Here is a 21,381-nt window from a genome sequence, read left to right on the forward strand (position 1 = left end):
TTATTCAATTACATCACTCGTTTGAACAGCTTCTCTAAATCATACGAGGAAAAGGATACCACAATTGGCCGCCCATGCGGGCAGGTATAGGGCTGACGGCAAGCAGCCAGCCGTGAGAGAAGCGATTCCACTTCATGCTCTGTCAGCTTCTGGTTAGCTTTGATAGAAGCCTTGCAGGAGCAGAGAATCGATGATTTCTCACGCAGTTTCGCAAGGTCAATCGTCCGCTCGCTCAGCACCCACTCCGCCATTTCTTCGATAACCGCCTTCTCATCCCCTTCCGGGAACCAGTATGGAAGGGACCTGACCAGAAAAGTCTGGCCGCCAAAGTGTTCCAGATACACTCCGGCCTGCTGGAACCAGTGCAACCGCTCGCTAAGCTGTCGGCTCTCGGAAGGAGTGAACTCCAGTGTAATGGGCAGCAGCAGTTCTTGTGAAGCATCCTCGGGACGCCCGAATTTCTCATAATAATATTCGTAATTCACCCGTTCATGCGCAGCATGCTGATCAATCAGATACAGCCCGCTGTCATTCTGGGCAATAATATAAGTTCCATGATGCTGGCCGATATAGTTCAGCTCCGGAAACTGCGGAAGACCAGCCTCTTCACTGGAGGGCGGAGCATAGAGTTCCTCCGTGGACGGCATCTGGCCCCGAGTGGCATTCGACATTGGGAACTGGCGGAAGCTCCCGGCATTCCCTTCATTCGAACGCGTAACGGATGGCGGAGTGCTGGCGCCTCTATAGGCTGTTGCTGTTTCCCGTGCCTGGAAACCTGTTCCTGAGGTATTGCTGTAGGGTGATTCTCTTCCGCCAGCAGTTCCCCCGAACAGCGGAGCATCACTGCCACCGCTGCTCTCACGGACCCGCGGAACCTGGGACTGGAGGCCGCTGAGCGGTCCTTCACTGCTTGACGGACCACCATGCCGCTCTCCTTGGGCAGGTTCTACAGTACCGGTTGTTGCAGCAGGCCCGCTACGCGGATTACCCATGTCCTGGTCGATGCGGCTGCCCGTACCATCCTGGGGTGGCGGAACAGCTCCCTTCGGAAAAGCAAATTGCTCTTGAATAAAGGAACTGCTGCCCTTGGAACCGATCATTTCTCTACCGGGCCGGGGGATCAGGCTTTGACCAAGCAATACCTTGCGTATTTCCTGCTCAACAAAAGCGTAGAGCTCCACTTCTTTACTGAATCGGACCTCCAGCTTTGCCGGATGCACGTTGACGTCCACAAGCGAAGGGTGCATCTCAAGCTGCAGTACCAAGAGAGGGTACCGGTTGATCGGCAGGAGTGTATGATAGGCCCGCATAATGGCTGCATTCAGGCCATTGCTGCGGATATACCGCCCGCCAACAATGGTAGTGACCGCATTGCGGTTGGAGCGCGTCCACTCCGGCCGGCTGACAAAACCGGAGAGCCGGTAATCCGGGTCTTCCGCAGCAACCGGCAGCATTGCCTTAGCGGCGGATGTACCGTATACAGCAGCAATGACCTGCAGCAGATCCCCGTTGCCAAGCGTATGCAGCAGCTGATTGCCGTTGTGATGAAGGGTGAAGGAGATGGACGGATGCGCCAGTGCCGTGCGGTACATCGCGTCGGAAATATGGCCCAGCTCCGTCTGTACGCTTTTCATATATTTCAGCCTTGCCGGAGTATTGTAAAATAATTCCTTTACTGCAAGATCGCTGCCCTTGCCGGATGGCTCATCCTCATTCCGGATCAGCTTACCGCCTTCGATATCGAGCGCTCTGCCCTTGCCATCCTCATTGCTTGATGTTAGCAATGACAGCTTGGACACAGAAGCGATACTGGGCAGAGCTTCCCCGCGGAATCCCAGACTGGTGATTTGAAACAAATCCCTGCCGTTTAGAATCTTGCTAGTCGCATGGCGGTAGAAGGCAGTCTCGCAATCCTCGGGATCAATCCCAGAGCCGTTATCCTTCACCCGGATGCTCTGTAGTCCGCCCTCCTCCACCGACACTTCTATGCGGGTGCTTCCGGCGTCGATGGCGTTCTCCACAAGCTCTTTAACTACCGAAGCGGGCCGTTCCACCACTTCCCCGGCAGCGATCTGGTTGGCAATATGCTCGTCAAGCACATGAATCTTGGCCATGTTCATTTCACCTCGCGAATAGGCTTTTATAGATATATTACATTACTTAATTAACAAATAAATGGCCCTTGAAATAGAGCTGCAATGATACTTATAGGGTCAGCTCTTTGGCTTTGATCTTCAACTCGTTCAACAAGCCCATTGCCTGCAGCGGCGTCATATTCATCAGGTCAGCCCCTTGAACGGCGGAGATAAGCTCCTTAAGCAGCGGATTCTCTTTTATTGCTGGTGCTCCAGCTCCACCCTTACGGTTCTTGCGCGGCTCTTCTTCTCCAAAGATAGAGAGCTGTACAACTTCATTGTCCTCTTCCGCTGCGGAAGAAGCAAGTGAGACGGCCGTTTCAAGCTGAGCCGCTGCTGTTGAAGCTTCGATAGAACCGCCACCAGAATGAACACTGCCGCTGCGCGCTAAGGAATAGGCTTGCCCAGCCGTGGATGGACCCCCTTCAGCATTTGGCTGCAGAGGTAAGACCTTGTTTTCCTGAATCCCCTGTACAGTATGTTCATTATATCCCGAGCCATAATTCAGCGAAACGCTTCCCGGAGGGGCGGCCTGCTCAATGCTCTGAAGAAGGCCGTAGGCGCGGTCGATAATGCCTTCTGGAAGACCTGCCAGTCGTGCACAATAAATCCCGTAGCTGCTGTCCGCCGCTCCTGGCACGAGCTTGCGCAGGAAATTCACTTTATCGCCGCTTTCCTGGACTGCCATTGAATAGTTGCGGAGCCCTGCGAGGCTCTGCTCCAGATGGGACAGCTCATGGAAATGCGTGGAGACCAAGGCCTTGCAGGCAATGGTATCATGCACATATTCGATGACTGCCTGGGCAATCGCCATCCCCTCACTGGTCGAAGTGCCCCTGCCTAACTCGTCTATGATAATTAGGCTGCGCGCTGTTGCTTTTTCCGTCATCACCTGGATATCAGCCATCTCCACCATAAAGGTGCTCTGGCCGCCGATCAGGTCATCCGCTGCCCCGATCCGCGTAAAGATGCGGTCAATTAGCGGTACCTCAGCGCTGCCGGCTGGCACAAAGCAGCCGATCTGGGCTAGGATGCAGATGAGGGCGACCTGGCGCATATAGGTGCTTTTACCCGCCATGTTCGGGCCGGTGATCAGCAGGATATTCCCTTCTGCCTTGCTTAGTGTGCTGCCGTTGGCAATAAAAGCCGAGTCCTTAAGCACCGCCTCCACTACCGGATGGCGTCCGCCTTCCAGCCGCAGATCATAACCTTCGGAGAGCTTTGGCTTCACAAAACGGTGCTCGGCACTGACCGCTGCCAGACACTGGTAGACATCGATTTCGGCCACCTTCTCGGCTAGCGCCTGAAGGCGGGGAATCTGAGCGCCGATGCGGTCGCGCAGTTCGATGAACAAACTGTATTCCAGATCGGTCATTTTGTCCTGTGCCTCCAGGATCAGAGCCTCTTTCTCCTTCAGTTCCGGTGTAACGAAACGCTCGGCGTTTGCCAGCGTCTGCTTGCGTTCATACCGACCTTCCGGCAAAGAGGAAAGATTGGAGCGGGTAATTTCAATATAATAGCCGAAAATTTTGTTATAGCCGATCTTTAGGGACTTGATGCCCGTGGCCTGGCGTTCTTTGGCTTCCAGCTCTGCAATCCAGCGTTTGCCGCTGCTGCTCGCTTCCCTCAGTTCATCCAGACGCTCATGGTAGCCTGTTCGGATCATTCCGCCATCACGCACCGATACCGGTGCATCTTCAACGATGGCTGAATCGATATCCTCACGGAGCTCCGCGCATTCATCCATGCTGGATCCGATCTCCTGCAGAGTTGCCGAACCGGAATCCAGACACATTTCCTTCAGCGCGGGAATCTGAGCGAGTGACAGCTTCAGCGCATTCATATCCCGGCCGTTCGCGCTGCCAAAGGCGATCCGTCCAACCAGCCGTTCCAGATCATAGATCTCTTTCAGCGCTCCGCGCAGATCCTCTCGGACGATAAACTGGTTGTACAAATAATCGACAGCCTCCAGCCGGCGCTCAATCGGGGCACGCTGCAGCAGCGGCTTATCTATCCTGCGGCGCAGCAGTCGGGCGCCCATGGAAGTTTCGGTCCGGTCGAGCAGCCACAGAAGCGAGCCTTTTTTGGAACGCTCACGCACCGTTTCGGTCAGTTCCAGGTTGCGCCGGGTGAACGGATCCAGAATCATATAATTGCCCGGCTCGTATGGCGAAATCTGGCTCAGCTGGCCCAGAGACCGCCGCTGGGTTTCACTCAGGTAAGAGATCAACAGCGCAAGGCACTGGCCGCGCTCCTTCTCCAGACGTACCCAGGCGGCTTCGCCGAACTGCCGGCGCGCCAGCTCTTCTTCGCGTTTTTCCCAAGGTGTATATACGACCGGTTTTGCGAGCAGCGAGGACTCGCTCCGCAGCATGTCCAGCAGCGCAGCATCCCCGATAATCTCGGCAGGTTCATAGATGCCGATCTCATCCCTCAGCCATTCATCACCCGCGAGCACGGAAGTGACATATAGCTCACCCGTGGTCAAATCACAGGCAGCCAGCGCCATCATCCCGTCCTCCTCGGTCACACAGACGAGGTAATTATTATTTTTGTCGGAGATGATCTTGCCGTCCATTACCGTGCCCGGTGTCACTACGCGGACGATGTCACGACGGACCATCCCCTTTGTGACTGCGGGATCGTCCAATTGCTCGCAGATGGCGACCTTGTATCCTTTTTCAATCAGGCGCTGTATGTAACCTTCGGCGGCATGATAAGGCACTCCACACATGGGAATGCGCTCTTCGCCTCCGCCTTCGCGGCCCGTTAATGTAATCTCAAGTTCCTTGGAAGCCAGTATCGCATCCTCAAAGAACATTTCGTAGAAATCGCCCAGACGGAAGAAAAGGAAAGCGTCCTTTGCCCCTTCCTTTACTTTTAAATACTGCTGTATCATCGGCGTATAATTTGCCATCTTCAACCTCCATACCTGCTTCATACTGTTCTCTATTATAGCAGAAACTTGCCCTGCAAAGTCACCCCGTGCATGTTCATCACACCTGCGGCCGCTGCTCCTGAATTGAAATTCACATCTGCGCCGCAGGCTGTGATCCGCTGTGAAACCAAAGTAATCCTTGGGCCGCAGGCTTGGAATGGTATGCTTTTAAATCCTGATGCAGTAAAATCACTATAGAAGATGGACTTAAAAAAAACAAAAATGAACAAGAGCCATAATATTAATCCAGAGTTCAACTTCTAAGCGTTTTAACATTTCATAGAGAGATCAGGGGAGGGAATCAGCATGATCCGTAAACTGGGTGAGGCCGACCGGGAGGCGTTGATGTCGCTGCTAAGCATCGATCCCGCAATCAATTTGTATATTATCGGAGATGTGGAGAACTTTGGGATTGAACAGGATTTCATGGAGCTCTGGGGTGAGTTCAGAGAAAATGATGGCCGGCTAAACGCTGTGTTGATGAGGTATTTTGGCAGTTTTCTGCCCTATGCGGACGGTCCCTTTGATGCAGCAGGATTTGCGGCGTTGATGAAGGGGAGTCAAAAATTCGAAATGATATCGGGTTCTGCGAAGGTGGTTACGGCTGTTGCCGAACATTTGAGCATCCGGACGGAGAAACAAATGAGGTTCGCCGAGCTGCGCAAGCTCAGCAGCACAGTACATACAGCCGCAGCATCAGCACATGTTATCCAAAAGGCTACCGTTTCCGATGTGGAAGCTATCTGTTCGCTTACGGATCAAATTGAGGAATTTATAAGCAATCCGGACGATTCGCGCAATAGTCTGCGAAAAACACTGGAGACCGGCACAGGCCGGACCTATTATATCGAACAGAATGGCCAGGTGATTGCTACGGCCTCCACCTCAGCGGAAAGCTCCATGTCAGCGATGATCGTGGCCGTTGCCACCCACCCCGCATTCAGAGGACAAGGATTAGCCAGCCAGGTGGTGACCCGCTTATGTACCGACATGAAGACAGAAGGCAAAACGCCTTGCTTGTTCTACGACAATCCACAGGCCGGGCTGATCTATCACAAACTTGGTTTTCAGGATATTGGGTTCTGGAGCATGCTATACATGTGATTAAAGCTAGAGCCTGGTTATGGGTCAAGCTAAAATGGCAGAACAACAGGCGACTATTGAAAGATAAAGTCATACACCATTGAAATCAACAAATAGACGGGCGCCTGTGAGCACTCTTGCAGAGTATTCACAGGTGCTTTTTGCCGCACCAAAGCCCGCGGATGTCGCGTGATTCATCCCAGGTCTGTTCAGCGGCAATACAGCTGAACAGTGGCTCTATATAGCGAGCGGCCTGCCCATAGCCAGGCAAGGCGCGAATCTGCGCTGCAAGCGGCGGGAACGCGGCGAGCAGCGGGGACTTGTCGCCGCTGTAGTAGGCGGCATGCAGGTCATCCCGGTCGAGCGGGCGCAGCCTCAGGTCTTCATAGCGGCTCACGATCAGGTGAGCCAGGAAGACCGCTCCCTTTGCGATGACGGGAGATACCAGGAAGCTCGGCAGGGTCCGGTATTCAAAGCCGCCATGCGGCTGAAGCCGGAAATCGCCGAGCCCCCCGTATCTGGGACGCCGTGCCGCTGCACGGGCGTCCTCCAAGAGCATCAGCGGCAGCGCGAGATAGTTGTCGAGCGCGCGCAGGAGCGGCGCGCACAGCGCCACGCCGCTGAAGTGCAAATGGCCGCCGAGGGCCCAGCCCGCCAGCGGCATGCCTCCCGCCCGCCAGCGCAGCGAGCGGTCGGCGACGAGCCGGTCCGCCGTGCGCGCGGCGGACATCAGCTGCGCCAGCAGCGCGCGCGGTTCCCCGCGCGGCGCAGGGCGCAGCTCAGCGACCGGGAACGTGCCCCGCGTTCCCGGAGGTCCGGCGTCGCAGCCGGCGACGCCGTCCGTGGGCAGGTACCGCGACGCCGGCACGACGCGGCCCGTGGATTCCCGGAGCAGGAGGAACTCCGGGTCCATGCCCAGCAGCAGCCCGGGACGGCCGGGCTGCTCCAGAGCCAGGGAGCGCGTAAGCGCCAGCGATGCTGCGCGGTATGGCTCCGGCAATGCCCCGCTGGCGGCTGCCGGAAGCGGAATGACCTTATCTACTCTGTAGCGGCGGCCACCCATGGCTTTCAAAAGCAACTCACCGCTGTCCAGCCCAAGGCTGTACAACGCCTTCACCGCGGTGTCCCTCATTTTCCCAGCCGCACCACGCCGGTGGCCGGAGGATGCAAGATAGGCAGATAGTCTATGTTCTGTCTCTGCTAACCCACCATGCTCTCCGGAGAAGCTCCGGGGCCATTCTCCATCTAACAAAACTTCCAGCGCACTTCCTTCATCCATCCCGGAAGTCCCCAGTCGCCCGGCCGTGCCTGTACCTTTTACAGGAGGCAAAAAAGCCGGATTCATCGCTGCACCCGTCCCCAGCGGGCGAATTTCAAGAAGCGTCAGATTATATACAAGGACCCGATAGTACTGACTGTAAAGATTTTCTCCCGGTGCCATTCCATATGTATTCTCCCCAGTGCCTGAACTGCCGCCTTGTGTAAGCAAAGCTTCCAGGCCGCTGCGCCGAAGCCTGTCTTCCCGCTGGGCAGCAGATAATTTCTGGTAGACCCGAAGACCTTCATTCATATCTCCGCCTCCTTCTGATAACTTCCGCATTAAGGCAGCATCGTTCCTCTATAATTTGCTACTGCTGCACACAGATAAATAAAATAAAAAAAGGAGGGCATTCGCCCTCTCGCCGCCGCCCCCACTACATATAATGGATCATAACCCATTCGATAATCAGTTGGCGGCGGCGCTCCTCTTCCTTACAGCTCATCATCCAGGGCGTCAGGGTCCAGATCCTCATAATCGAAGCTTTCACCGTCAAAGTCATAATCCTTGTCTTCTGGATCGTCGCTTTGATCGGTGACAAACACGCGGACTTTGGTCTCAGCCACCAGTTCCGCCTCGAACTCCCGTTCTACACGCAGCGTCACACTTCCTCCTCCTGGAGAAACGCCCGCTTCCACACAGTTGGGTTCCTGCGTTGCCTCCGCAGAAACCTCGACCGTGGAAGCACGGTGTCTGGGATCCAGGTATGACAGTGGAATAAGTTCCACATAGGAGACCGTTTCCTTGGCTACCTCGGTCTGCTTGTTTTTGTCATACGAGTACCAGATGTTCACATCGTAAGTACCAATTACTTCGATTCCGTTCCCGGCGGCAACCGCTTCGTACTGGTGGTTGATAATCCAAGCTCCCAGAATACTCGTCGGATGGTGTGGCGGAGTTACGGTATGGGTTGCTGTAGAGAACTTACGACCTTTGCCGCAAATTGCCTTCGTAATGATCTCCCTTGTTTGACGTTTATGGCTTAATGACATCTTTAAACCTCCTCCATACAATCATTCACTATCAAGTGTATGCACGTTCTGGGCATTTGTTGATTGTTAGAGTAGAAATAAATTTGGGTAAGCCCTCCAAGCGGCTGCCTGGTAAGAGTTATACTTCATTTTATTGTGAAATTTGTCTGGATATGAGTACATAATCGAATTTCCGCCACAAGTAAAAAGAAAAAAAACGCTTTAGCCCGCAGCCTCCCGAAATCGCCAATTCGCAAAAAAAACCCCGCAAATACACTGCGGGGGCCCTTTTCATCTATTCTATTGCGGTAGGACACGTACAATTCCAAGAGTTCTGTGCTTGCTGAGATCAATGAAATCCTCACCGATATTTACCAATGGACGAAGTGGGTCATGCGCCAGAATCATGATAATTTTACCAATCTGTCCGTCTGTTAGAAGGGCGTCGTTGCCTATCATGGATTGCATCAGCTTATTGATAAATACACTGCAAATATAAGGGTCAAGCTTGCCGAATGAGTTATCCTCCATCTGCTTAAGGACTTCATACAGGGGTGCTGCTGAACGGTAATAACGGTCAGAAGTCATGGCATGAAATATATCCGTGACGGCTACGATTTTACTGAAATCCGTAATGCGGTGTCCCAGCACCCCGAACGGATAGCCGCTGCCGTCCATTCTTTCGTGGTGCTGAAGTGCCACGAGTGCCTGCATATGCGACGTTCCCACCGTATCTCTGATCATCTCGTAACCGAGCGTAGTATGTTTTTTCATGATGGCAAATTCCTCTTCATTTAGAGGCCCCGGTTTGGTAAGAATTTCGGCCGGAATCATGATTTTGCCGATATCATGAAGGGTTGCGGCAATCGTCAGCATACCCAGGTCTTCCGGGCTGAGCTTAAGCCACTTCCCAAGAAGTGTGGATAATATGCCTACAGCAACATTATGTCTGTATGTATAGTCATCTTTAGACTGCAGTGCAGCCAATATGCCGAAAAAATCATTTTTCTCACTGACTTGCTGGATGAAAGGAATGACCTCGTTTCTTAGCTCCAGCATAGGAAGCCGTTTGCTCTTGGTATAGCGGAACTGCTCAAAAATATTCTCCATAGCTTCTGTACAGTCATCCACTGCCAGCTGATAGAAAGCCTCACTGTCCAACTGAATCACATCATGCGGCTGGAGAATAATCCGATGCTGGGTGATTAGCCGGATATGCTCCGAGCTCAGCAGCGTCATAGCAGGTAATACAAACACACCGTTGTGATTAAAAAGATTGTCTATAAGCTGTTTGCCTATATATTGTTCGTTGCTGTTATTCATCTTCCTCACCTGCCAGTGCAGAATTATTCACAAGATGTGAAGTAGCTGCTGTAATTTGGAATATGTGCCGCCCCATTCAGCTTGTTATACTATGATATCCTGGCCCTGAATCCTATTGAACGCAGCATTAAATAAGCACACGCATTTTGCTCCTATATCTTTTATCGTTATATCGTACCAAAATGTGAATACCTAAATTGTTCCTTCAGGACATGGAATCCACCATATCGTTCAGCTTACCTAGTTTCCTTTCACTGAAATAGGCCGTTTCACCGGTTTGATATCGACCGGCATTTTATATCTTTTGGCGATATTCAGATACAGTGAGAGCTCACGGCATAACTGCAGAATGGCTGAACGGACCTCGAATTCCTCCCGGGTTTCCGGCAGATCCATTTTTTGAAATTCCTGCTCCAGTACTTCCAGCAGTTTTTCGGTCCGGCCCGTATATTCTTCAGCCAGCACATCATTGCTGAGTTGATCGAACAAATCTGCAACCATGTCCCCGTGAGGCAACTGCCTATAAACCTGCGAGAGGAGCTGCATCATATTCTGAATCGATTCGAGCTGTTCCTTGCGCATATAGAAGTAGACATTCCAGGCCTCATCCGGATGAATCACATGGTTCTCCATTTCCCTGGAGGCTGCAGTCAGCCCCCGCTGTACCGCTTCATTCGCACCGATTAGTTCCTTTCCATCCCAGAGATACCCCGGGTCACGGAGTGTACGCGCCATCTGTGTAAAAATGACGGAAAAGTAGCTGTCCACCTCTTTACGGATGGCAGCAATGACACTTCCGGTCTGAGGCATATAAATCAAATTAATCAATCCGGCAGACCCAAGACCGATGAACAAGAGCTCGATCTGCTGCAGCAGAACATGTACCGATAGCTCGGCTTGTCCAAAAACACGGAATACGATAACAGAGCTGGTAACAATCCCCTCCTTGTAGCCGGATTTTACAATCATCGGGAACCCGATGAGTACATACATCCCTAGCACCCAATAGTGAAACCCCAGGAAGAAAAACAAAATACAGCCGAAAAAGAGTCCCACCAGCGATGCCAGAAACCGCGCTGTGATCGTACGCAGACTCCTTTTGCGAGTGGTTTCCACACCCAGAATCGCGAGCAGACCCGCACTTTGCGCATTCGGGATGCCCACAGCGGCTGCCAGCAGGATCGACAGCAGTGTAGCAGCCGCTGTTTTAATAATTCGAAATCCCATGAAAATACCTCTCCTTGCGATCTTGTAAGTCAAGCGGTTCCAGTTTAGATTCATTCGAAGCATTTCCCGTAAACGCGAGCTTAACAAGTGAACTATAAGTTTCAGATGAAGATATAGACATGGTACAAGATTTTGTGGAGCTGCACAATATGACATATTTTTCACCGTCGCGACAAAATCAGCTTTTCCATATATACCACCAGCTGATACATGGCAGTGGCCACAGCGGCAATAATCAGCAGACTGGACATCACAAGCGTGAAATTGAACACCTGAAAGCCGTAGATAATCAGATACCCAAGACCGGATTTGGCCACCAAAAACTCGCCAACAATGACACCAACCCAAGACATGCCCACATTCACCTTGAGCGTGGATACGACTGTGGGGAAGGAAGCCGGCAGGATCACCTTACTGAATACCTGTACCCGTGAGGCCCCAAACGACTTTGCCACCTTCACCAGATTCGGGTCCACGCTGCAAAAGCTGTTATACACCACAAGTGTTGTAATAATTACTGTTATTGATAGCGTCGTTATCACTATCGCCGTAAAGCCCGCACCGAACATTACGATAAAAATCGGCCCCAGCGCCACCTTCGGCATACTATTAAATACAACCATATACGGATCAAGCACTGCCGATAAAAAAGGCGACCACCAGATTACGATGGCAAGGAGTGTACCTAAAAGTGTCCCCAGCACAAAGCCGACAACCGTTTCGCCAACCGTCATGCCCAGATGCGGCCACAGACTTCCGCTGACCATATCACTCCAAATCTGCCTAAAAACCTTGGTGGGGTAGCTGAACAGCAGCTCATCCAGCCAGCCCAGACGTGCCCCTGCTTCCCAAAGAACAAAGAACAGCACGAGCAGACTGCCGCGGACACCCGTCACCCGGGCGCGCCATCGCCGCTTTTTCTTCTGATACTGGGCATGCTTCTCTTCCAGCCATGAAGCACGGGAGGCAGCTAATTCAATTTGTTCAACCGATTTCATAAGCCTTCCCTCCCTGCAAACTCCATTTCCTTCCATACTTCATGGAAAAGCTCCGCGAACCCCGGCAAGTCCCGTGCATATAGCGGAGGTGTGCGTCTGATCGCTTCGGGCACGATAAATATCTTGCGGATCTTTCCGGGGTTCGGCTGAAGCAGGATCACACGGCTGCTGACAGCAATCGCCTCTGACAGATCATGGGTAACCAGAATAGCCGTAGTTCCACGGCTGCGAAGCGTCTCTGAGACCAGATCCTCAAGCTGCAGCTTAATCTGGTAATCCAGTGCGGAGAAGGGCTCATCCAGCAGCAGCAGCCCCGGGTCCGTAGCAAGCGTCCGAACCAGTGCCACCCGCTGGCGCATCCCTCCTGACAGCTGAGCCGGGTAGGAATGCTCTTTGCCGGCCAGCCCCATTTCACCGAGCAGTTCTATGGTTTTCCGCCTTGAGTTCTCATTGAGATTTCCGGTCAGCTCCAGCCCCAGCAGAGCATTATCCAAAATAGTCCGCCAGGGAAACAGGTAATCCTGCTGCAGCATGTAGCCCACCTCAGGAGAAGGACCGCTAACCGCGTGTCCGCTCACAGACACTTCCCCGCGCGATGGCTGCAGCAGTCCGGCGATGATCGACAGGAGCGTGGTTTTGCCGCAGCCGCTGGGTCCAACCAGACTGACAAATTCCCCCGTTTCCACATTCAGACTGAAGTTCTCGATGGCAAGCGACGCCTCGCGGTCCCCTAAATAGGCATGCGTCACTTCCTTTAACTGCACAATGGGAAGCATATCACCCCTCCTAAAAGTTTTGTTAGCATCAGCTACTCTGATCTGCTTCGTGCAAAACTAGCTTCGGAAGCATTCACTTTAAGTTTTGTTAGCATCAGCTACTCTGATCTACTTCGTACAAAACTAGCTTCGGAAGCATAAGCATTCTCGAATCACTTTATGCTGGCTTCAGCTTTTTCGGCAAAACTGTTGTTGACGATCTTGGCTGCTGGAACCCGATCCTTCAATTCTCCGGCGTTGTCCATAACGTCCAGCAGATTATTCCATTCTTTATCGTCGATGACCGGATTAACAGCGTAAGTATCCTGCTCCTTGTAGCGCTTGACCGAAGAAATCACAATATCCCGGTCTGTTTTTTCAAAGTAAGGCAGGATCGCATCAGCAATTTCCTCCGGGCTGTGCGCCTTCACCCAAAGCTGGGCACGCTGGATCGCGTTCGTATATTTCTGTACCGTATCACTGTTTTTGCTGATATAGCTTTGTTTGGACATAAAAACCGTATAAGGCAGATAGCCGCTCTCTAATCCAAAAGAAGCTACCACCCCGCCACGCTTCTCACGCTCAAATATGGAGGCCGTTGGTTCAAAGAGTTGAACATAATCTCCCGTACCTGACGCGAAAGCCCCGGCAATATTGGCAAAATCAATATTTTGAATCAGCATGAGGTCCTTCCCGGAATCAATCCCCTTCTGTTGCAGCGTAAATGCGCCTGCCATTTGCGGCATTCCGCCTTTTCTTTGGCCCAGAAAAGTGCTCCCCTTCAATTTGTCCCATTTGAAATCCGCATCCGGCTTACGCGCGAACAGGAATGTGCCGTCCCTCTGTGTCAATTGGGCAAAATTGATGACAGGATCATCCGCTCCCTGCTGAAAGACATATATTGAAGTTTCAGATCCTACGAGCGCTACATCAATAGCCCCGGACAGCAGAGCAGTCATGGTTTTATCTCCGCCCGGAATCGTCTGCAGTTCTACCGCCAGCCCTTCATCTTTGAAGAAATTCTGCGACAATGCCACATATTCAGGCGCATAAAATACCGAACGGGTAACTTCACCGACCTTTACTTTCACTTCAGCAGAGTCTCCTCCACATCCGGCGAGCACAGAAAAACATAGAGTGATGATCATGAGCGACAATGAAATTTTTTTCCTGATATTCATCCTTCATTCCCCTTTCCTCCAGGGTCTTCGCCCTTGCTTAAGCATATGCGCCTGCCTAAAGAATGGTTAACTGACATAAAGTGCAACGTTTGCACTACATTCAAGCGGGTTTTATAGGCATCTTGATGTGGAAACTCAAGTATTCCTTTCGGAGATCCTTCAAAATCAATAAATAAACGGTGATAAACGGAAAAATAAAGAGATAACCATAAGAATTCGGCCTTTTCGCTGCATATTTCGAATGATTTCTTGTTATTCAGTCGTTTTCAATATGCGCAAACGTTTTACCTTAAACGATTTTTCTACTATTATATTTGTAAAGCGCTTACTTAAATACATATTAAAGTTGTTATCCGTTTGAAAGGGGAATCCTGTCATGATTCATTTATTTAAAAGTGCCGATGCTCGGCGACTTCTGTCTGTGGTTGCCATCCCGGGCCTCTCTGCCGCTTTGCTTGCCGGATGTTCAGGAGGCAGCGCCTCTGATGCCGGTACCTCACCCCCTAATTCAGCTTCGAATGTGCCATCTGCTTCCCCCCGCTCCTTATCCGCTTCACCGGCTTCCCCATCCCATTCATCCGTTACCTCCTCCGCGGCGGTTGATGAACAGCCTTCTACGGTTTTTTATGAAATTTTTGTCCGTTCCTTCTATGACTCTGATGGTGACGGTATTGGAGATCTGAAGGGTATTACCGAGAAGCTCGACTATCTCAATGACGGTGATCCTGCGACAAAAAACGATCTCGGAATCGGGGGCATCTGGCTGATGCCGATAAATCCATCTCCCAGCTATCACGGTTATGATGTTACAGACTACCGAAGCATCAACCCCGATTACGGAACTATAGAGGATATGCAGAACCTGCTCACAGAAGCGCACAAGCGTGGAATAAAGGTCATCATGGATCTGGTAATCAATCACACCTCCAAAGTGCATCCATGGTTCGTGGACTCCGCCAAAAATCAGGACGGAAAATACCGGAATTGGTATGTTTGGGCGGAGGACCAGCATCGTCCTGTAAGCGGAACAAGTGCGGCGGGCAGCGGCAATCCGTGGCATCCTCTCTTAGGCAACCATTACATGGGTACTTTCTGGGACGGTATGCCGGATCTGAATTTTGATAATCCGCAGGTCCGGAGCGAGATGAAAGATATCGGAACGTTTTGGCTTAAGCAAGGGGTTGACGGTTTCCGTCTGGATGCTGCAAAACACATATATGAGGATCTGCTGTCTGATAAAAGTGCAGCCACTACGGCAAAAAACGTTGCCTGGTGGCAAGAATTCCGTCAGTCCATGAGTAAAGTCAATCCGGAGGCCTATATCGTGGGTGAGGTGTGGGAGAATTCCGCAGTTTCCGTAGGAGCTTATCTGGATCATGCATTCAATTCAGGGTTTAATTTCGGGTTGGCTGAATCCTTAATAAACTCTGCCAAAACAGAGAAAGACAGCGGTGTAGCTTTTACACTTGAACGGACCTACAAACTATATTCCCAGCTCTCGGGTAGTGCTTTCGCAGACGCAACCTTTCTGACCAACCATGACCAGAACAGAGTAATGAGCCAGCTGCAGAACCAGCCTCAGCATGCAAAAATGGCTGCGTCAATGCTGCTGACCCTGCCCGGAAATCCTTTTATATACTATGGTGAGGAGATTGGAATGCTTGGTGTCAAGCCGGACGAAGGTATCCGTGAACCCATGCGCTGGACAGCAGGCCAACCGGCCAATGGACAAACCACTTGGGAACCGGGAAGCAACAACGATGCTAAGTCCGGTGTTAATGTAGAAAGTCAGCTGAATAGCAGCGACTCACTGCTCGAACGATACCGGCAGCTCATTTCCATTCGGGGTGAGATTCCGGCGCTGCGGGATGGAGACATCCGTGATTATCCTTCTGGTAATGCAGGAGTTATGGCTTATGAGCGAATTACTTCAGGACAGCAAATCTTGGTTGCCCATAACCTGACGGGTGAATCGTTGTCCATCGCCATCCGTCCGGGAACCGGCAAACACCCGTACGTGAAGATTATAAAGGCAATTCCTGGTACAGCCCGCTTGGATCAGGCGACGCTCACAATTCCACCCTATACAACTGTCATTATGAAGTAGATACTTGTGATGACCTAACTAACCACTTATGTAAAGCAGAACATAGCTGAGGTCTGGTGAACGGTGAAGCAATCAGCCAGTCCTCCGAAACCCTGGAACTGATCCGAATCAGCCAGCTTTCAGCAATATCCTCAAGATAAGAAGCCCGCTCAAAAGACCAGACACCTTTTGCCCGTGTGCAGAACCTGAGCTCACCGGTGGCGGTCGGACTTTTCATTGCCTTAGCCAGCAAGGGAGAATGAACAACATCCCCTGTCTCGGCAGCCAGCCGCTCAGACAAAAAATACAATGTACAGGTGCCCGCTTGTCTTTGCAGCTCCTCATACTTGCGTCTTGACATTAACAGGGCAGGGTTTTCCTGACCCATGTCAGCTGTCTGTTGAAAACAGTTCATCAGATAATAGCAAGCTCGTTTTATTTCTTCCGGTGTCTTGAGCTCATAGCAGAAGGCATCGGGATCTTTTAGATAGGATAAATGCACTTTGTCCTTATTGGCCAGCAGGCATAAATCCTGTACGTAATCCCCATCGCTAAATTCCAAACGGCATATCCTGTCCGCTAAGACTCCCCTTTGCAGCACATCCTTTACTCTTTTATCACCCGATGTTTCAGGGAACAGAAAATGCGCTAAATATAACGTATCATGGTTATTCACATCAATGTTTCCTTCCCGGAAAAGGCTTAAGCTATAAAACTTGTAATCTTTATGTTATCATAAGCTAATTTTAAGGTAAAATTAAGAAAGTAAGGGTATGATCAATAACATGAAATACTTGTAGCGAGGTGATTTCAATGAGAATGCTCATCAGTTTTCAGAACAAGATTGTACCTGTGTACTTCACTACAGAAAACAAACAGCCCACCCAAAAAGTACTTCGACTGCTTAACAGTACGCTGGAACTCAAAATTCAAAAGGGTAAAAGCGCCCTGCAGAAATGTTTGAATTCTCTGATTAGTATCGAAATCAAAGGCTCTGAAGCTATATTGCACAGTTACAGTGAAAATGATTCATTGGCATTATCCCTCTATTAATAGAGGGATTTTTTTTGTATACATCAAAGAAAAAGAGCACATTCCTTATCCAAGGAACATGCTCTGCTGTATACAATGTGTAGTATTTCTTATGTGAGAAACGTGAATCTAGCTGATCCGATGGAGGGATGGCTTCTCTTGTTTTTCGGCTTTCTGAATCCGCAGCTTGAACAGCTTCACTAGGTTGCGCCGGGTATGCTCTTCGTGACAGCTGTCCAGTTTTTTTATAATAAAACGGTCAATGGACATGTCAATCGCTCCTTTGTTTGGATTCCTTTACAGCTATATCGTAGAGGAAATCATTTCCTAATCCCCTGTAACACCTATATAACCGGGTACCCGTCTCCTTAAACCCAGCCTCAAAATGCAAAAAAGCCTTGTAAAAAGTGCAATTACTATATATTGAGCTTCTGAAGCCAAAATGATTCACCATGCCCGGAGATGTGGTAGCTGTGCAAAGAAAAGCACTTTGGTGTCGAACAAAAAAAATTTTATCCTTTGGATATTTACAAACAAATAATTAAATGCTATATTAACGTTAGTTAATAAATAAACGATATTTAAGGAGAAATCATAATGTCAAATGTACTTTTCATTAAAGCAAATAACCGCCCAGCAGATCAAGCAGTAAGTGTTCAACTGTATAACGCTTTCCTGGCAAGCTACAAGGAAACTCATCCGCAGGATTCAATTACAGAGCTTGATTTGTTCGCTGAACAACTTCCATACTACGATAACACATTGATTACAGGGATGTACAAGGCTGGTCAAGGCTATGAAGCTACTCCTGAAGAAGCTGCCGGCGCTGCTGTAGTAAAAAAATATATTGATCAATTCCTGGCTGCAGATAAAGTAGTGTTTGCCTTCCCATTGTGGAACTTGACCGTTCCAGCTGTACTGCATACGTACATCGACTACTTGAGCCAGGCTGGCATTACATTCAAATACACAGCTGAAGGTCCAGTAGGTCTGGTGACTGACAAAAAAGCAGTGATTCTGAATGCCAGAGGTGGCGTTTATTCTGAAGGTCCGGCTGCTACTGCAGAAATGGCTGTTAATTATGTAGCAGGCATGCTGAACTTCTGGGGCTTCAAGGAAACTACTCAGGTGATCATCGAAGGACACAACCAGAATCCGCAGCAATCTGCAGAAATTATCGCTAACGGCCTGGAACTGGCCAAATCTGCAGCTGCATCATTCTAATGGTGAGACAGCGTTAAAAGTCCGGTAAGAATTTAAGCATCCGCACTTTTTACAGATATCTCCTCTTTCACATCATCCGGACTTTTATTTATATATAGTTTGGCGGACTGTATATTAAGCCGTTTCCGCCGGACAAAAATCAAGGGACCCTTACAGCAGTTTAACAGCTGCAAGGGTCCCTTTCGTTCTAAGCGGATACTTCCATCATAAATCGTCGAGCTCACGGCGCCAGCTTGAATTCCGGGTACGGCTACTTCCCGCCTTCGTTGCAGCAGCATCAGTTTTCCGCTTCTGCTTCACCTCTTTACTGCTCTGATACTTGAGTTCCCGCTGGGTTTTGCGGTAATTCCAGAGCCGTTTCTCATCCAGCTCCCCGCTTGCCACAGCCTCAAGTACAGCACAGCCTTCTTCCTGTTCATGCCTGCAGTCACTGAAGCGGCATTCGCCGGCAAGTACACTGATATCTCCGAAGGCAAGATCAAGACCGCCTTCATCCTCCCATAGCTGCAGCTCACGCATCCCTGGAGTATCCACAATAATTCCACCATCTGGCAGGACGAACATTTCCCGATGGGTTGTCGTATGCCGACCCCGGCTGTCTCCTTCTCTAATGTCCTGGGTAAGCTGAAGATTACGGCCGCTTAGCCAGTTGACCATCGTCGATTTGCCGCAGCCCGAGGAACCGGTAAGAGCTACGGTCTGCCCTGGGCTAATATATGGCTGTAGCTCTTCCCGCCCGTCCCCAAGCAAAGCACTGACCGCATGGATGGCTACACCGGGCGCCGTCCGCTCCATCTCGGCGATTTTACTCTCCGCATCCAGGCAGAGATCGGCTTTGGTTAACAAAATAACCGGATTCGCCCCACTGTTCCAGGCCATAATCAAGTATCTTTCCATCCGCCGGACATTGAAATCATCGTTCAAGGCGCTGACCAGGAACAATGTATCTACATTGGAGGCAACGATCTGCTCTTCCATTGTATTTCCCGCTACCTTCCGCGAGATTACACTATGACGGGGCAGGACCCCATGAATCACGGCATGTTCGCCGCCATCCTGCATCACTAGAACCACCCAATCGCCAATCGCCGGATATTCTCCAGAATCTGTAAGCGAGTGTCTGAGCTTACCAGAAAGTTCGCCCCAAGTTTCCCCGGTCTCCGCCATCACGCGGTACTTGCTGCCGAAGTCCCCGATAATTCTTCCCGGTACATATTCCTTCCCTTCATATCCTTTAAGTTTTTCATTCCACTTGCTCTGCCAACTCTTGTTCCAGCCGTATTGTTCTATTGTCATTATTGCCTCCTGAATTTTTTTGTTTTTGAATTTTTAAATGCAACCTGACTGATACTGTTTCTTTGACGTACTTCCCGGAACACAAAAAACCGCCGGAATCATCATTCCGGCGGCAGCTCTCATATAGCCATTCTTTTGCCTTTGGCAAGAAAATTGCTTAATAAAAGCATATACAAAAAGTACGGGCTCTCCCCTGTGAAGGGACAGTCCAGTAATTTCCGTGCGCGGCAGTTACAGCAAAAATCAAACGCTGCAATATACACACGCAAAAAAGCCGCCGGAACCGATACGGTTCCCGGCGGCTCTATAAGGCATCATAGAGCTTGCCCGCTAAGCTGCAATCCTTACACTGCAGCCGCTGTTCCCGGAAGACACGTATCCTGAGCAGTATTTACCGATAACGAAGTAACCGTATAAACTGTCATATAACATCGTCTCCTTCCGAACTAATATGGTGTAATGATAAACGGAGCTGCATTATATTGTCAACCCCGCAATCATATGCCGCTATAAAATAGCCTCCAGTTCATCCAGCTCATGAATGGTTTTCCAAGGATGGGCATCCAGCTGTTCATCCCACGGATGATTGCGTTTCAGCCAAATGGTCTCCATTCCAGCCTTGGCCGCTCCCCAGATATCATTCACCGGATGATCCCCGATAAACAAGGTTTCTTCTGCGGCTGCACCCAGCCTATCCAGTGCGAGGCGGTAGATCTCCGGATCAGGTTTGCTGATCCCAACCTCTCCGGAGATCACGATCGCCTTGAAGTAACCGCGAAGCTGAAGCAGATCGATTTTACCAAATTGGATATCCTTCTTGCCGTTCGTCACCAGACCCATCATATATCCGCGCTCCCGGCAATATTCCAAAATATGGACAGCATGCTTCATAAGAGCTCCGTGAGTAATATAAGTCTTGTCATAATAAGCACGTATGTCTATAGCTGATATTGGTTTTTGCCAGGGCAGTACGTCACTTAGCTCGGCAAAAAAACCATCCTTATCCCGGTATCCGTCCGCATCTCTGAGGATGATGTCTTCCACGACCCGCTCGGCCTCTGCTGGCTCCAGATGGCCCAGAAAATCCTGCACGAACTTCCGGCTGAAGCTGCGGAAAGTATGGTCGCGGTCCATTAGCGTGTTATCCAGATCAAACAGCAAAGCTTGTACTTTTCTCATTCCAAGTTCCCCTTGTTCCTTGAATTTCATTCCGTGTCCAGTCAGAAATCCATTGTACTATGGGGGAACGCGCAAAGAAAAGACCATTCCGGTAAAAGAGGTCATACACCCCTTCAACTGAACAGTCTACGGATTCGTATCCCGTTATTCAAAATGCTCCGGCCGATGCGTAAGCATCATTTCCTCTTCGGTAATATATAAGGGAAAAGGCGGAGTTTCCTTCAGATACCGTTCACTGGCGAGCAGCCGGTAATGCACCTCAGGCAGCCAGGCATCCTCAATCAGCGGGAGCTTACCGGTATCACTAATATAGTTATCTACAGCCGATTGGACCAAATCCAGATAGTAAGGCACGAGCTTGTCAGATTCCTCGAAAATCTCAAAGGTCTCGCGGGACATATAAAACTTTTGCTGGGGTACACCGCCTAAATAACGTTTGAGCCGGCTTAGGTCAATACTTTTATCCTCTAATAATAGAGCCGTACGGTTGATAGGAGCGGGCATATCTTCTTCAAATTGCCTTACAGCCTGCTTGATCTGCGGTAAGGTAACAGTGATAGGGACAGTGGACGTATTTTTCTTGGCGCGCTTGAATATCATACTGAAAGTCTCCTTTCGAAGTATATGTCAGATAA

The 21,381-nt window shown here is 50.3% G+C and carries 20 protein-coding genes; 5 read left to right on the plus strand and 15 right to left on the minus strand.

The annotated features are described in order from the left end of the window. Positions 1 to 8: 8 nt before the first annotated feature. Together mutL and mutS are read right to left on the minus strand one after the other, a co-directional pair. Positions 9 to 2,114 (minus strand): DNA mismatch repair endonuclease MutL, encoded by a 2,106-nt coding sequence (gene mutL / locus ACTJKB_RS02055; RefSeq protein ID WP_440831584.1) that lies wholly within the window; start codon positions 2,112 to 2,114, stop codon positions 9 to 11. Between the two features lie 91 nt (positions 2,115 to 2,205). After that, positions 2,206 to 5,052: a DNA mismatch repair protein MutS gene (gene mutS, locus ACTJKB_RS02060; RefSeq protein ID WP_440831585.1), complete on the minus strand. Its 2,847-nt coding sequence runs from the start codon at positions 5,050 to 5,052 to the stop codon at positions 2,206 to 2,208. A gap of 327 nt (positions 5,053 to 5,379) precedes the next feature. On the opposite strand from mutS, the gene ACTJKB_RS02065 reads away from it, so the two are divergent. Beyond that, positions 5,380 to 6,177 (plus strand): GNAT family N-acetyltransferase, encoded by a 798-nt coding sequence (locus ACTJKB_RS02065; RefSeq protein WP_440831586.1) that lies wholly within the window; start codon positions 5,380 to 5,382, stop codon positions 6,175 to 6,177. 127 nt (positions 6,178 to 6,304) lie between these two features. On the opposite strand, the gene ACTJKB_RS02070 is transcribed toward ACTJKB_RS02065, so the two are convergent. Next, positions 6,305 to 7,069, minus strand: coding sequence for a putative amidoligase domain-containing protein (locus ACTJKB_RS02070; protein WP_440831587.1), 765 nt, complete (start codon positions 7,067 to 7,069; stop codon positions 6,305 to 6,307). Between ACTJKB_RS02070 and ACTJKB_RS02075 the strand changes: the two genes are divergently transcribed. After that, positions 7,068 to 7,205 (plus strand): hypothetical protein, encoded by a 138-nt coding sequence (locus ACTJKB_RS02075; RefSeq protein WP_440831588.1) that lies wholly within the window; start codon positions 7,068 to 7,070, stop codon positions 7,203 to 7,205. The genes ACTJKB_RS02070 and ACTJKB_RS02075 overlap by 2 nt on opposite strands. A 334-nt stretch (positions 7,206 to 7,539) precedes the next feature. Here ACTJKB_RS02075 and ACTJKB_RS02080 read toward each other — a convergent pair whose 3' ends face one another. From ACTJKB_RS02080 to ACTJKB_RS02110, 7 genes are all read right to left on the minus strand, one after another. Next, a complete protein-coding gene (locus ACTJKB_RS02080; protein ID WP_440831589.1) occupies positions 7,540 to 7,722 on the minus strand; it encodes a hypothetical protein in 183 nt (60 codons plus the stop codon). Positions 7,723 to 7,908: 186 nt separating this feature from the next. After that, positions 7,909 to 8,466 carry an outer spore coat protein CotE gene (locus ACTJKB_RS02085; protein ID WP_074086226.1) on the minus strand — a complete coding sequence of 186 codons (558 nt, stop codon included), beginning with the start codon at positions 8,464 to 8,466 and terminating at the stop codon, positions 7,909 to 7,911. Between the two features lie 279 nt (positions 8,467 to 8,745). Then, entirely contained in the window at positions 8,746 to 9,768 is a 1,023-nt protein-coding gene (locus tag ACTJKB_RS02090; protein ID WP_440831590.1) for an HD-GYP domain-containing protein, read from the minus strand. A gap of 240 nt (positions 9,769 to 10,008) precedes the next feature. Beyond that, positions 10,009 to 10,995: an aromatic acid exporter family protein gene (locus ACTJKB_RS02095; protein WP_440831591.1), complete on the minus strand. Its 987-nt coding sequence runs from the start codon at positions 10,993 to 10,995 to the stop codon at positions 10,009 to 10,011. Between the two features lie 161 nt (positions 10,996 to 11,156). Further along, the gene (locus tag ACTJKB_RS02100; RefSeq protein ID WP_440831592.1) at positions 11,157 to 11,993 is read right to left on the minus strand and encodes an ABC transporter permease; all 837 of its coding nucleotides are present in this window, start codon (positions 11,991 to 11,993) and stop codon (positions 11,157 to 11,159) included. Beyond that, entirely contained in the window at positions 11,990 to 12,769 is a 780-nt protein-coding gene (locus ACTJKB_RS02105; RefSeq protein WP_440831593.1) for an ABC transporter ATP-binding protein, read from the minus strand. Before ACTJKB_RS02105 ends, ACTJKB_RS02100 begins: the two co-directional genes overlap by 4 nt. Positions 12,770 to 12,921: 152 nt before the next feature. Beyond that, a complete protein-coding gene (locus ACTJKB_RS02110) occupies positions 12,922 to 13,929 on the minus strand; it encodes an ABC transporter substrate-binding protein (protein WP_440831594.1) in 1,008 nt (335 codons plus the stop codon). 376 nt (positions 13,930 to 14,305) lie between these two features. On the opposite strand from ACTJKB_RS02110, the gene ACTJKB_RS02115 reads away from it, so the two are divergent. Next, positions 14,306 to 16,036, plus strand: a complete 1,731-nt coding sequence (locus ACTJKB_RS02115) for an alpha-amylase family glycosyl hydrolase (RefSeq protein WP_440831595.1) — start codon at positions 14,306 to 14,308, stop codon at positions 16,034 to 16,036. On the opposite strand, the gene ACTJKB_RS02120 is transcribed toward ACTJKB_RS02115, so the two are convergent. Further along, a complete protein-coding gene (locus tag ACTJKB_RS02120) occupies positions 16,026 to 16,691 on the minus strand; it encodes a hypothetical protein (protein ID WP_440831596.1) in 666 nt (221 codons plus the stop codon). The genes ACTJKB_RS02115 and ACTJKB_RS02120 overlap by 11 nt on opposite strands. A 137-nt stretch (positions 16,692 to 16,828) precedes the next feature. Here ACTJKB_RS02120 and ACTJKB_RS02125 point away from each other — a divergent pair, with 137 nt between their 5' ends. Beyond that, positions 16,829 to 17,068: a hypothetical protein gene (locus ACTJKB_RS02125; protein ID WP_074086218.1), complete on the plus strand. Its 240-nt coding sequence runs from the start codon at positions 16,829 to 16,831 to the stop codon at positions 17,066 to 17,068. Between the two features lie 108 nt (positions 17,069 to 17,176). Here ACTJKB_RS02125 and ACTJKB_RS02130 read toward each other — a convergent pair whose 3' ends face one another. Further along, the gene (locus tag ACTJKB_RS02130; protein ID WP_440831597.1) at positions 17,177 to 17,317 is read right to left on the minus strand and encodes a hypothetical protein; all 141 of its coding nucleotides are present in this window, start codon (positions 17,315 to 17,317) and stop codon (positions 17,177 to 17,179) included. Between the two features lie 327 nt (positions 17,318 to 17,644). Here ACTJKB_RS02130 and ACTJKB_RS02135 point away from each other — a divergent pair, with 327 nt between their 5' ends. Further along, positions 17,645 to 18,271 carry an FMN-dependent NADH-azoreductase gene (locus ACTJKB_RS02135; RefSeq protein ID WP_440831598.1) on the plus strand — a complete coding sequence of 209 codons (627 nt, stop codon included), beginning with the start codon at positions 17,645 to 17,647 and terminating at the stop codon, positions 18,269 to 18,271. A 204-nt stretch (positions 18,272 to 18,475) separates the two neighbouring features. Here the strand turns inward: ACTJKB_RS02135 and rsgA are convergent, their stop codons facing one another. From rsgA to ACTJKB_RS02150, 3 genes are all read right to left on the minus strand, one after another. Next, complete coding sequence (rsgA, locus tag ACTJKB_RS02140) at positions 18,476 to 19,567, minus strand: ribosome small subunit-dependent GTPase A (RefSeq protein WP_440831599.1); 1,092 nt, start codon at positions 19,565 to 19,567, stop codon at positions 18,476 to 18,478. Between the two features lie 507 nt (positions 19,568 to 20,074). Beyond that, positions 20,075 to 20,746 carry an HAD family hydrolase gene (locus tag ACTJKB_RS02145; RefSeq protein WP_440831600.1) on the minus strand — a complete coding sequence of 224 codons (672 nt, stop codon included), beginning with the start codon at positions 20,744 to 20,746 and terminating at the stop codon, positions 20,075 to 20,077. 144 nt (positions 20,747 to 20,890) lie between these two features. Next, positions 20,891 to 21,346 (minus strand): DUF3939 domain-containing protein, encoded by a 456-nt coding sequence (locus tag ACTJKB_RS02150; RefSeq protein ID WP_440831601.1) that lies wholly within the window; start codon positions 21,344 to 21,346, stop codon positions 20,891 to 20,893. Positions 21,347 to 21,381: the final 35 nt, after the last annotated feature.

Origin of the sequence: Paenibacillus sp. 22594 (genome assembly GCF_052044425.1) — a bacterium.
Lineage (GTDB): Bacteria > Bacillota > Bacilli > Paenibacillales > Paenibacillaceae > Paenibacillus_AQ.